Genomic DNA, 11,911 nt, shown 5'->3' with positions numbered 1-11,911 from the left:
GCTTAGCTACACTCTCTAGCATGCCTCCCGAGCCGACCCGGCGTAACTACGACGCGACGGGGTACTGGTACGGCTCCAGCGCCAGCGAGCGCGGAGTCGCCGTGCTGAACGCCCTGCGCCGCTACCGAGCCGCCGAGTCGGACATGCGTCGTCGCACCCGCGACAGCATGAAGATGAACGAGACCGACCTCGCCGCGCTGCGGTTCCTCGTCCGGGCCGGCCGCAAGCACGAGCCCGTCAGCGCCAAGGTGCTGGCCGAGCACCTCGCCATCACCTCCGCGTCCACGTCGGTGCTCATCAACCGGCTCGTCGCGAGCGGCCACGTCGAGCGCCTGCCCCACCCCACCGACAAGCGCGGCGTCCTGCTGCGGGCCACCGAGGGCACGCACGCCGAGGTCACCGACACTCTCTCCGGCATGCACGGCCGCATGATCACCGCGGCCCAGGGCCTCTCGCCCGACGAGACCGCAGCGGTCGTGTCGTTCCTCGAGGCCATGACGGCCGCCGTCGACGTCGACGACCACGCCCTCGCCGAGATCGCCCTCGCCGAGGCGCGCGCCGAGGCAGAGGCTGAGGCACTCGCCGAGCTCGAGGGCCGCCTCCCTGCCCCCGCAGCAACCGCCTAGCTGGCCGAGGAGGCCCGGGGCGGCTCGGCGACGACGAACGTCGCGTCCGGGAGGCGTCTGCGCATCACGGCCACCGCCTCCTCGTTGCTGTCGACCAGCACGTAGCGACGCCCCAGCGCCTCGGCCACCGCGCCGAGCGTGCCGCTGCCGGCGAAGAAGTCGAGCACCCAGTCGCCCTCGCGCGACGACGCCTGCACCATGCGCCGCAGCACCCCCTCGGGCTTCTGCGTCGGGTAGCCGGTCTTCTCGCGTCCCGTCGGCGACACGATCGTGTGCCACCAGACATCGGTCGGCAGCTTGCCGCGCGCGACCTTCTCGGGCGTCACCAAGCCGGGAGCCATGTAGGGCTCGCGATCGACGGTCTCCGAGTCGAAGAAGTACCCCTTCGGGCTCTTCACGTAGACGAGGATCGTGTCGTGCTTCGTCGGCCAGCGGTTGCGGCTCTTGGCGCCGTAGTCGTAGGCCCAGATGATCTCGTTGAGGAACGAGTCGCGGCCGAACAGGGCGTCGAGCAGCACCTTGGCGTAGTGCGCCTCGCGGTAGTCGAGGTGCAGGTAGAGCGTGCCGTCGTCGGCGAGCAGCCGCCACGCCTCGGCGAGCCGCGGCTCGAGGAACGACCAGTAGTCGTCGAAGCGGTCGTCGTAGCGCATCAGGTCGCCGCGGATCCGCTCGTAGCCGAGCCCCTTGAAGCCCGTCACGGCGGTCACCGAGTCGGGCACGCTGCGCACCGACGTCGTCGAGCGGCGCGTCTGGGGTCGGCCCGTGTTGAAGGGCGGATCGAGGTAGACGACCGTGAACGCGCCGTCGGGCAGCGTCGCGGTCGCGTCGAGGTTGTCGCCGTGGACCACGAGACTCGAGGAGGCGCGGGTCCAGTCGACGGGCATGGTCGCCATCCTCTCGCACCGGGGGACAGCCCCCGAGCCACCCGGCGTACCGTGTCGGGATGAGCACAGCAGTCGAGAACCGCCCCGAGCAGGCCCAGTACGTCCTCGTCGAGGACGGCAGCACGATCGGCCTCGCCGCCTACGACGTCGTCGGCGACGAGATCCGCTTCACGCACACCGAGATCGAGCCCGCCCGCCGCGGTGCGGGCCTCGGGGCACAGCTGGTGCAGGGCGCGCTCGACGACGTCCGCTCCGAGACCTCGCTGCGCGTCGTGCCGATGTGCCCGTTCGTCGTCGACTGGGTCGACGAGCACGTCGACTACCAGGAGCTCCTGACCCGCTAGGTCCTGGCCTCGGGCACGGACCCGGACCCGACCTCGGGATCGAGCCCGACCTCGGGCTCGGGCTCGGGCTGCACCGACCCATGACGCCCGCGCGTCACATCGAGTGGTCAGCACCTGTCCTTCCCGTGCGCGGGAAGGACAGGTGCTGACCACTCGGGCATCTGCTGGCTCGGGCCGAGCCCGGCAGTCCGGCGACCGAACTCGGCGACCGGGCCCGCGCCTCCTCGGGTCAGGGGACGCGGCGGAGCCACTCCGGCGTCGCGAACTTCGTGGTGACGAGCTGCTCGGCCGCCCGGAGCTCGTCGTCGGTGACGTGGCCTACCTCGGCGCCGTAGAGGCCGGTGAAGGTCTGCTTCATGCGCTCGATGATCTCGGCGCGCGGCAGCCCGGTCTGGCTGCGCAGCGGGTCGACGCGCTTGGCCGCGCTGGTGGTGCCCTTGTCGCTCATCTTCTCGCGGCCGATGCGCAGCACCTTCACCATCTTCTCGCCGTCCATGTCGTACGACATCGTGGCGTGGTGCAGCAGGGCTCCGTTGCCGAGACGCTTCTGGGCGGCCCCGCCGATCTTGCCCTTCGCGCTCGTGATGTCGTTCAGCGGCTGGTAGAACGCGTCGATGCCGAGCGACTTCAGGGCCGTGATGACCCACTCGTCGAGGTAGGCGTAGCTGTCGGCGAAGCTCATGCCCTGCACGAGCTCGCCGGGGGCGTAGAGCGAGTAGGTGACGATCGACTGGGCGTCCATGAACATGGCGCCGCCTCCGCTGATGCGCCGCACGACCTCGAAGCCGTGCTCGGCGGCCGCGTCGAGGTCGACCTCGTTGCGGAGCGACTGGAAGCTGCCGATGACGACGGCGGGCTGGTCCCACTCCCAGAAGCGGAGGGTGGGCTGGCGGCGGCCGGCCCCCACCTCCTCGGTCAGGACCTGGTCGAGGGCGAGGTGCATGTTCGGCGAGACGGGCGCGTCGTGGATGATCTGCCAGTCGTGGTCGCGCCAGTCGGTCGCCTTCGAGAGGCTGCGGCGGATGGCCGTCGCGACCGCGTCGGGCGAGAAGCCGAGCAGGACCGCGTCGTCGGGGAGGCCCGCCTTGATCGCGGCGGCGATCGACGCCGCATCGGACTCGACCGGCAGGCCGTTCACGGCACGGTCGATGGCGTCGAGCGCCGTGTCGGGCTCGAGGAAGAAGTCGCCCGCGAGCCGGAACTCGGCGATGCGGCCCTCGCGCACCTCCAGGTCGACCACCACGAGCTTGCCGCCAGGGACCTTGTACTCACCGTGCATGGCTGCAGCCTATGCCTGCACGGTCTGCGGTCGATGGTGACCGTCGGCGGTCGCGTCGCAACGCGAGAGAGATCCGTGCTTGCACGCCGCGCCTCCAGGGCTCACGGGCCGTTGAGGGACGGATGACTCTCAAATTTGAGAGAGGTCAGGGTCAGGGGCGCGGGAGGCGCGCGTCGAGCCACGCGACGAGGTCGGCGAAGACCTGGGCCCGGTTCGTCTCCTTGAAGACCTCGTGCCGGGCGCCGTCGTACACGACGAGCTCGACGTCCGTGAGGCCGCTCCTCGACACGTAGGCCTCGGCGAGCTTGCGGGCGCTCTCCTCGCCGCCGAGCGGGTCGTCGCCCCCGACGAGGATCAGCAGCGGCACGTCGCGGTCGAGCTGCTTGGCCGGGCGCCCGAGCAGCCGCAGCGCGTCACGCCAGCCGAACAGGGTCGCGACCTTCGCGTCGACGGCGAGCGGGTCGGCCGCCATCTCGGCCGCGACCGCCGGGTCGCGGCTCAGCCACTCGAAGCCGGTCGTGCCGAGGTGCGCGTGCCGGGCGTTGAGATCGCCGCCGTTCATGCTGCCGGGCACCCGGTACGCGGTCCCGCTGAGCACGACGGCGTCGTAGAGCGAGGCCCGCTCGTCGACGATCTTCTGGAGCATCAGCGACCCCCAGGAGTGGCCGAGCGCCACGAGGGGGAGGCCGGGTGCGTCGTCGCGGATGATCCCCGTGAACTGGACGACCGCCTCCACCGCTCCCCGCAGCCCCGACGGGCCGAGGCGGCCGAGCTTCGTGTGGTCGCCGCCGTGCTGGCCGAGGCCGGTCGCGCCGTGGCCGAGGTGGTCGTCGGCGTAGACGGTCCAGCCCGCGCGGACGAGGTGCTGCGCCAGCTCCTCGTAGCGGAGCGCGTGCTCGCCGACGCCGTGCATCAGCTGGACCGAGCCGCGCGGGTCGGCCGCCCGCCAGACGTACCAGTGGACGGTGACGCCGTGGGCGTCGACGAACGTGTGGTCGCCTCGCGCGGCGGAGAAGGTGGGCACGGTGTCATCCTCGCATCGTCGGGCGGCTCCTGCCGGCGGGCCCGGCGCCAGGGGCGACTCGGGCTGCAGAACCCGACCGGAAGGGCTGCGAGCACCGGATATCGCGGTGTTGCAGCCCAAGCAGGGCCCGAACAGTCGGCATTTTCGGAACCGGAACCGGAACCGGAACCGGAGCCGGAACCGGAACTGGAGCCAGGAACGGAGTCCGGAGCCCGGAGCCCGGAGCCCGGAGCCCGGAGCCCGGAGCCGACGCCGCGCACCCTCCGGCGCGCACGGGGGCGTGCGCGGGTCCGGAGGGTGCGGAGGAGGCGCGGAGCGCGCCGGGCAGGTCAGCGGCGGTCGTCGACGTCGGTGCGGAGCACCCCGAAGGAGGCGTCGAGGTCGACGTCGACCTCGGTCCCGTCGTCGAGGCGCACGTCGACCTCGTAGGCGGTGTCGCCGTCGTCGCTGCGGTCGGCGTCGGTCACGGTGCCCCCGCCGGCAGCGGCGATCGCGGCCGCGGCGGCCTGGTCGAAGTCGGTTCCGACGAGGTCGTCGTCGCCGCCCGAGGTGCTGCCGGAGCCGGGTGTGCTCGAGGAGCCGGGCGTGGCCGTCGAGTCGTCGGAGAGGTCGTCGTCGCCGCGGCCGTCGCGGCCGGAGTCGTCGTCGCCGTCGCGGTCGTCACGGCCGGAGCTGTCGTCACGGCCGGCGCTGTCGTCGTCGATGCGCGACGAGGAGACGCTGAAGTCGTCGCCCAGCAGCACGGTGCTCTCGCGGCCGTCGGGCAGCACGACGTCGACCTCGTAGCCGGGCAGGCCGTCGTCGAGACGGTCGACGTCGGTGACGGTTCCTCCGCCGGTCTCGGCGAGCGCCGCCTCCTGCGCCCGGTCGTTCGCCGCGCCGCCGACGCGGTCGTCGAGGGTCGAGGCGACGGCCACGCCGCCGCCGCCCAGCACGAGGATCCCGACGATCCCGCCGGCGACGAGGAGGGACTTCTTGCTCTTCAGGACGTTCTTCACGGTGACTCCGATCATGGGGCCGCGGTGCGGCGGGTGGTGCTCTGTCGAGCGATGACCCCACTGTCTCGGGCAGGCGCTGAAGCGCCCCTGAAGCGACCTGAAGGAACGTTCAGCGAGCGTCGCCGCCCGCCCGTCACCGGTCACTTGTCACCCGTCGCTGCGCGCCACACCCTGTTGTGGACGATGCACCCCGTCGTTCCGAGGTGCATCGTCCACTCCGGGGTGTCCCTGCAGCGGCGAGACGAGGAGGCGCGGCCGGGCAGGCAGGTCGGCGCAGGTCAGGCCGGGTCGGCGGGCAGGTCGACCACGAAGCGGGCGCCGCCGAGGGGCGACGTCTCGACCCGCACCTCGCCTCCGTGCACGCGCACGATCTCGGCGACGATGGCGAGGCCGAGGCCGCTGCCCCCGGCGTCGCGGTCGCGGGCCTCGTCGAGGCGGACGAAGCGCTCGAAGATCCGCCCGCGGTCGTCCGTGGCGACCCCCGCACCGTCGTCGTCGACGGTGAGCACCGCGCGACCGTCGGCCGTCTCGACGAGACCCACGGCCACCGCCGAGCGCGCGTGCCGGGAGGCGTTCGCGACGAGGTTGCGGACGACCTGGCCGAGCAGCCCCTCGTCGCCGCGCACCCGTGCCGGTCCCACGGCCGTGGCGTCGACGGAGACACCGCGATCGACGCGCTCGTCCGAGCCCGAGGTCGACCCCGAACCCGAGGCCGCACCCCCGCCCGCACCCGTCGCCGCACCCGACCGCAGGCGAGCCGCCTCCGTCAGCACGAGGTCGTCGAGGTCGACCGGGCGGCGGGCGACGCCGAGCGCGCCCTCGTCGGCGCGGGCGAGGACCAGCAGGCCCTGCACCAGGGAGGTGAGGCGCGCCTCCTCGCCGAGGACGGTGCCGGCCAGCGCCCGCCCGTCGATGCGCTCGGGGTGCAGCAGCGCGACCTCGGCGTGCTGGCGGATCGTCGCGAGCGGCGTCTTGAGCTCGTGCGAGGCGTCGCCGACGAAGCGCCGCTGCGCGGTCGCGGAGGCGTCAAGCCGGTCGAGCATCCCGTTCAGGGTCGAGGCGAGCCGCGACACCTCGTCTCCCCCGCCCGGGTCGGCGAGGCGGTGCGACAGGTTCGCGGCGGTCACCTCGGCGACCTCGCGACGCATCGACTCGACCGGGCGCAGCGCCCGCCCGACCACGAACCAGGTCGTCACGCCGAGCACGAGCAGCGCCACGGGGACGGCCACGCCGAGCGTCAGCAGGCTGGCCGAGGAGGCGGCCTGCGCCTCGTCGAGGGAGCGCGCGGCCACGACGTCCCATCGTGTCGTGACGGTCTCGACGTCGAGGTCGTCGTCGCCCTCGGCGGCGGCAGCCGCGGCGGCTGCGCTCGCGTCCTCGGCGGCGTCGCTCGCGTCGTCGGCCGCGTCGCGCGCGGCCTCGGCGGCGTCGTCCTCGTCGAGGGCGTCGTCGTCGTCGGACGAGGACTCCGCCGGCTCGGGCTCGGGGGACGGACTCGCGCTCGGGCCTGCGCTCGCGCTCAGGCTCGACGACGGCGAGGGAGTCGACGTGGTCGTGCTCACCGACTCGGCACCGTCGGTCTCGACGACGAAGTCGTCCCCGTCGAGCGAGACCCGGCTCCCCGAGGCGGCCCCCGCGAGCTGTCGCGCGGAGGCGGCGAGGTCGTCGTCGCCGCCCGTCGCGACGAGCTGCCCCGCGGAGTCGAAGACGGCCACGAGCGCTCCGTCGGCGTCGCCGGAGACGGCGACGGCCGGGCTCGACCCGCCCGCGAGCGCGGCCACGGCACGGTCGACGTCGGCGGACGCGGCCGAGCGCGGGGCGTCCGCGAGCACGGCCTGCTGCACCAGCGCGAAGACGAGCGCGAACGCGCCGAGCGTGAGCGCCACGGCGAGCACGGCGGCCGCGGTGATGCGGAGGCGCAGCGAGCCACGGCGACCGGTGCGAGCCGGGTGACCAGGGCGGGTCGGGCGACCACCGCGGCCGACGCGACCGGCGTCGTCAGCCACCCCGCGCCTCCAGCCGGTAGCCGGCGCCGCGCAGGGTGACGATCGACTCGCGGCCGAAGGGCCGGTCGACCTTGTTGCGGAGGTGCCGGACGTACACCTCGACGATGTTCGGGTCGCCCTCGAAGTCGTCGTTCCAGACGCCGTCGAGCACCTCGCGCTTCGTGACGACGCTGCCGGCACGGCGCATCAGGAACTCCAGCACGGCGAACTCGCGGCTCGTCAGCTCGATCTGCTCGTCTCCCCGGCGGACGTCGCGCGACGCCGGGTCGAGCCGCAGGTCGCCGGCCTCGAGCACGACCGGACGCTCCCGGGCCCCGCGACGGACGAGCGCACGGAGGCGGGCGAGCAGCACCGCGAACGAGAACGGCTTGGTGAGGTAGTCGTCGGCACCGGTGTCGAGGGCCTCGACCTGGTCCCACTCGCCGTCCTTGGCCGTGAGCATGATGACCGGCGTCCAGTCGCCTCCTTCGCGCATCGCCCGGCAGACGGCGTAGCCGCTCATGCCGGGCAGCATGATGTCGAGGACGACCACGTCGTAGCTGCCCTCGCGCGTGCGCCAGAGCGCGTCGGTGCCGGTGCCCGCCACGTCGACGGCCATGCCCTCGGCCTCGAGCCCGACGCGGAGCCCCTCGGCCAGCGTCGGCTGGTCCTCGACGACGAGCACGCGCACGACCGCCCCTTCCTCGCGCGCACCCTGCCCGCGTGCCCATCCTGGCGCGGGCGCGCTGAAGCGGGGCTGAAGCGGCGGTGCGCAGTGCTGCCGCGCCGGAGCGGCCGCACGCAATGCCGCGCGCAGTGCTGCGTACGTCGAGGGCGGGTCTTCCGGGTCGAGGGCGGGTCGTTCGGAACCCGCCCTCGACCCGGATGACGCGCCCTCGAGCTGATCGGGGGTCGTGCGCGTGCGAAGGAGGTGCGGGGCGGCCTCAAGGGGCCGGCCCGCGCCTCCTGCACGCCCGGGAGGAAGTGCGGCGGGTTCCCGTCGCCGCCGGCGGGTCAGCGCGGACCCGCCGCGGACGACGGGAACCCGCCGCACCCCGCTCACGCAGCCGGGAGAGCGGGAACGCGAGTGCTAGTGCGCCGAGTAGCCGCCGTCGACGAGGTGGTAGCTGCCCGAGATGAACGACGCCTCGGGGCTGAGGAGGAACAGCACGAGCGCCGCGACCTCGGAGTCGGTGCCGAGGCGGCCCGACGCGTGCTGGCCCTCGAGGGCGTGCAGCTCGTCGGCCGACATCGACGAGCGGACGAGCGGCGTGTCGATGAACCCTGGGCCCACGGCGTTGGTGCGGACGCCCTGTGCCGTGTACTCGAGCGCCGCGACCTTGGTCAGGCCGATCAGGGCGTGCTTGCTCGTGACGTAGGCCGCGTTCTTCGCGATGCCGACCGAGCCGAGCACGGAGGCCATGTTGACGACGGCTCCGCCGCCGGCCTCCACCATCGCGGGCAGCTGGAACTTGAGGCCGTAGAAGACGCCGTCGAGGTCGACCGAGCGGACCCTGTCCCAGGCAGCGATGTCGTAGTCGCCGATGGTCTGCGGCGCGGCGCCGATGCCGGCGTTGTTGACCGCGAGGTGCAGGGCCCCGTAGGTCTCCTTCGCGAACGCGACGGCCGCCTCCGACTGCTCCCACTTCGCGGTGTTCTGCTCGAAGGGGGCAGCGGTGCCGCCGGCCGAGGTGATCTCGTCGACGATGCGCTGTGCCGCCTCGACGTTGATGTCGGTCACGACGACCGACGCGCCCTCCGCCGCGAGCTGGCGCGAGACCTCGGCGCCGATGCCGCTCCCGCCGCCGGTCACGATCGCCGTCTTGCCGCTGAACTTGCCCATGCTGTCGCTTCTTCCTCGTGTCGTGTGGGACTCCTCGATGAGCCGTCCTCGACGATACGCCTGCATTGACCTGACGGCAACAGGTGTCGCACATCGACGCAGATCGTTTACTTAGGCGAGCTAAATGATTAGGCTGGCGGGAGATGACCGAGACCACCGCACCCGCAGCTGCAGCACCTGCACGTCGCACCGTCCCGCACGCCCAGCTCGCCTCCGACGTGCGCGGCTCCGTGCTCCGCCTCGCCCGCCGGATGCGCCAGCAGAAGGCCGACGTCGACGTCTCCGACGCGCAGATGACGGCCCTCGGCTACGTCTTCCAGGAGCAGCCGCTCACCATCGGCGCCCTGACCGAGCACGAGGGCGTCACTCCCCCGTCGATGAACCGCACGGTCGGCAAGCTCGTCGACGCCGGCCTGGTCAGCCGTCGGGTCGACGACGACGACCGTCGCCGGGTGGTGCTCGAGACGACGGAGGCGGGTGCCGCGTTCGTGCTCGAGACCCGACGCCGCCGCGACGAGTGGCTGGTGCCGCGGCTGGCCGCGCTGACCGCCGACGAGCGCCGCACCCTGGCCGACGCCACCGAGATCCTCCGGAAGCTGACCCGGTCGTGAGCGCGATGTTCCGCTCGCTCGGCCTCTACAACTACCGGCTCTGGTTCGGCGGCGCGCTCGTCTCGAACACGGGCACGTGGATGCAGGCCACCGCGCAGGACTGGCTCGTGCTCACCCACCTCACCGACCACGACGCGACCGCGGTCGGCATCACCATGGCGCTGCAGTTCGCGCCGCCCATCCTGCTCGTGCCCGTCACCGGCCTCATCGCCGACCGGTTCGACCGGCGCCGCATGCTCATGCTCACCCAGGGCACGATGGCCCTGCTCGGCCTGGCCCTCGGCCTGCTCGTGCTCACCGACGTCGCGCAGCTCTGGATGGTGTGGGTCTTCGCGCTCCTGCTCGGCACGGTGAACGCGATCGACGCCCCGATCCGACAGAGCTTCGTCTCGGAGCTCGTCCCCCCGGGTCACCTCTCGAACGCCGTCTCGCTGAACTCGGCCTCGTTCAACGGCGCGCGCCTCCTCGGCCCGGCCGTCGCCGGCGTGCTGATCGCGAGCGTGGGCACCGGCTGGGTCTTCCTGATCAACGCGGCCTCGTTCGCCGCGGTGCTGCTGTCGCTGCGGTTCATCCGGGTGTCGCAGCTCGAGCACAAGCCGCCTGTGTCGCGGGCGAAGGGACAGATCAGGGAGGGGTTCCGCTACGTGAAGGGGCGGCCCGACCTGCTCGTCGTCTTCACGATGATCTTCGTGATCGGCACCTTCGGCCTCAACTTCCCGATCTTCACGTCGACGATGGCGAGCGTCGAGTTCGGCGTCGACGCCAGCGGGTTCGGCCTGCTCTCGTCGTGCATCGCGGTGGGGTCGCTGACCGGCGCCCTGCTCTCGGCGCGACGGGAGCGCCCGCGGATGCGCGTGCTGGTGCTGGCCGCCGCCTCCTTCGGGGTGACCTGCACCGTCGCCGCGCTGATGCCCAGCTACTGGACGTTCGCCGCCGTGCTGGTCGCCGTCGGGCTGTCGTCGATCACCCTGATGACCACGGCCAACAGCACGGTGCAGCTGTCGACCGCCCCCGAGATGCGCGGTCGTGTGATGGCGCTCTACATGGCGATCTTCACGGGCGGCACGCCGCTCGGCGCCCCGATCGTGGGCTGGGTCGCCGACACGGCCGGGCCCCGCTGGGCGATCGGCGTCGGCGCCGCGGCCGGCTTCGTCGCCGCAGGGATCGCCGTCGTCTGGCTCGTGCGCCGACAGCACCTGCGGGTGCGGCGCGTGGCACCGGTCGCCGCGGCCTCGGACGCCGGGGTCGTGCGTCGGATCGCCCCGCGGCTCGTGCCGCACTTCACCGTCGAGCACGACGGCGACGGCGGCAGGCCCGCGCGCGAGCGGCGCGACGAGGCCGCCGCCGTGCTGGCCGCCGACGAGGTCACGTCGCGCACGTCGTGAACGCGTGGCCGCTGAGCGCAAGGGGCTACCACGGTCGGGCCGCCCGGCGTACAGTCCGCCCATGACGAGTCCTCGGGTCTGATCCGGCCCCGCGGCGTCCCGTCGTGGAAGGTCCGGACATGGGCAGGACAGCGCGGTGCGCGGCAGCGGCTCTCGCCGCCGTCGTCGCCGGAGGCGCGCTCGGCCTGGCAGCGGACGCCCGCGCCGTCGACGGCGCCTACGACTACGTCGCGGTCTCGTTCCTTCTGCTGGCGTCCGCGCTCGTCGTCGGCGGCGTGGTCGTGCTGCTCGTCGCTCTGGCCGACCGCCTGCTCGGACGGCTGCCCGCGGAGGGCTCGTCGGCCCCGTCGACGGCCGCACCCGCTGACCGCCTCGCCCCCGCGCTCTCCCCCACCTCGTCGCCGCCTCCCCCGACCGTCGTGACCCCCGCGCAGGAGGCGGTGCCCGGGTCGGCGTCGCCGGTCACGACGTCCGTCGTGCCTGCTCGCACGGCCGCCGCCTCCGTCGGCGGCCCCGCCTCGCTGTCCGCGGCCCGGACCGCCGCACACCGCCACGCGGCGACGGCCCGACGAGCCGCCGGTGCCGCGACGCGTCGTGCGGGGCAGCACGCCTCGACGGCGCAGCGCGCGGCGACCACGTCGGTCGCGGCCGCCGTGGCGCGGTCGGTCGCGGCGGTCCGCTCGACGACCGGCGGGCGGGGCACCACTGCTCGGTCGACCGCCGCTGGCTCAGGCGTCCCCGACGTGGTGAGCGCCCCCGCCGCAGCTCGCGACGAAGCCGTGCCCGTCGGTACGGCGGTGACCCCCGGCGACATCGAGCCCGTCGCCCCTCGGCTCTGAGATGACGGGAACGGGACGACATGGCGGCGGGCCCCGTGGCATCTCGTCCCGAATGGGGCATCCATCGCCGACGCGCCGAGGCGTCCGGCGTCC

The 11,911-nt window shown here is 73.3% G+C and carries 12 protein-coding genes; 5 read left to right on the top strand and 7 right to left on the bottom strand.

Features of this window, described 5'->3' with window-relative positions:
- The first annotated feature begins 20 nt into the window (after positions 1 to 20).
- Entirely contained in the window at positions 21 to 626 is a 606-nt protein-coding gene (locus EDF20_RS13035) for a MarR family transcriptional regulator (protein WP_123547099.1), read from the top strand.
- On the opposite strand, the gene EDF20_RS13030 is transcribed toward EDF20_RS13035, so the two are convergent.
- Positions 623 to 1,510 (bottom strand): site-specific DNA-methyltransferase, encoded by an 888-nt coding sequence (locus EDF20_RS13030; protein WP_228506236.1) that lies wholly within the window; start codon positions 1,508 to 1,510, stop codon positions 623 to 625. The genes EDF20_RS13035 and EDF20_RS13030 overlap by 4 nt on opposite strands.
- A 59-nt stretch (positions 1,511 to 1,569) precedes the next feature.
- Here EDF20_RS13030 and EDF20_RS13025 point away from each other — a divergent pair, with 59 nt between their 5' ends.
- Positions 1,570 to 1,854, top strand: coding sequence for a GNAT family N-acetyltransferase (locus EDF20_RS13025; protein ID WP_123547101.1), 285 nt, complete (start codon positions 1,570 to 1,572; stop codon positions 1,852 to 1,854).
- 229 nt (positions 1,855 to 2,083) lie between these two features.
- Here EDF20_RS13025 and EDF20_RS13020 read toward each other — a convergent pair whose 3' ends face one another.
- The 6 genes from EDF20_RS13020 to EDF20_RS12985 form a co-directional block, all read right to left on the bottom strand.
- Positions 2,084 to 3,133 (bottom strand): biotin/lipoate A/B protein ligase family protein, encoded by a 1,050-nt coding sequence (locus tag EDF20_RS13020; protein ID WP_133738961.1) that lies wholly within the window; start codon positions 3,131 to 3,133, stop codon positions 2,084 to 2,086.
- A gap of 151 nt (positions 3,134 to 3,284) precedes the next feature.
- A complete protein-coding gene (locus EDF20_RS13015) occupies positions 3,285 to 4,157 on the bottom strand; it encodes an alpha/beta hydrolase (RefSeq protein ID WP_133738960.1) in 873 nt (290 codons plus the stop codon).
- A 329-nt stretch (positions 4,158 to 4,486) separates the two neighbouring features.
- A complete protein-coding gene (locus EDF20_RS13005; RefSeq protein ID WP_123547104.1) occupies positions 4,487 to 5,170 on the bottom strand; it encodes a PepSY domain-containing protein in 684 nt (227 codons plus the stop codon).
- Positions 5,171 to 5,433: 263 nt separating this feature from the next.
- Positions 5,434 to 7,161 (bottom strand): HAMP domain-containing sensor histidine kinase, encoded by a 1,728-nt coding sequence (locus EDF20_RS13000; protein WP_243833489.1) that lies wholly within the window; start codon positions 7,159 to 7,161, stop codon positions 5,434 to 5,436.
- Positions 7,154 to 7,831 carry a response regulator transcription factor gene (locus EDF20_RS12990; protein WP_133738958.1) on the bottom strand — a complete coding sequence of 226 codons (678 nt, stop codon included), beginning with the start codon at positions 7,829 to 7,831 and terminating at the stop codon, positions 7,154 to 7,156. The genes EDF20_RS13000 and EDF20_RS12990 overlap by 8 nt, the downstream gene beginning before the upstream one ends.
- A 399-nt stretch (positions 7,832 to 8,230) precedes the next feature.
- Positions 8,231 to 8,983 carry an SDR family oxidoreductase gene (locus tag EDF20_RS12985; protein WP_133738957.1) on the bottom strand — a complete coding sequence of 251 codons (753 nt, stop codon included), beginning with the start codon at positions 8,981 to 8,983 and terminating at the stop codon, positions 8,231 to 8,233.
- Between the two features lie 143 nt (positions 8,984 to 9,126).
- Between EDF20_RS12985 and EDF20_RS12980 the strand changes: the two genes are divergently transcribed.
- From EDF20_RS12980 to EDF20_RS12970, 3 genes are all read left to right on the top strand, one after another.
- Complete coding sequence (locus EDF20_RS12980; RefSeq protein WP_123547107.1) at positions 9,127 to 9,594, top strand: MarR family transcriptional regulator; 468 nt, start codon at positions 9,127 to 9,129, stop codon at positions 9,592 to 9,594.
- Complete coding sequence (locus EDF20_RS12975; RefSeq protein ID WP_123547108.1) at positions 9,591 to 10,979, top strand: MFS transporter; 1,389 nt, start codon at positions 9,591 to 9,593, stop codon at positions 10,977 to 10,979. Before EDF20_RS12980 ends, EDF20_RS12975 begins: the two co-directional genes overlap by 4 nt.
- Before the next feature lie 119 nt (positions 10,980 to 11,098).
- Positions 11,099 to 11,818, top strand: coding sequence for a hypothetical protein (locus EDF20_RS12970; protein ID WP_133738956.1), 720 nt, complete (start codon positions 11,099 to 11,101; stop codon positions 11,816 to 11,818).
- Positions 11,819 to 11,911 lie beyond the last annotated feature (93 nt).

The organism is Frigoribacterium sp. PhB116 (assembly GCF_004364285.1).
Classification (GTDB): domain Bacteria; phylum Actinomycetota; class Actinomycetes; order Actinomycetales; family Microbacteriaceae; genus Frigoribacterium.
This window is presented reverse-complemented; position numbering and strand designations above follow the sequence as displayed.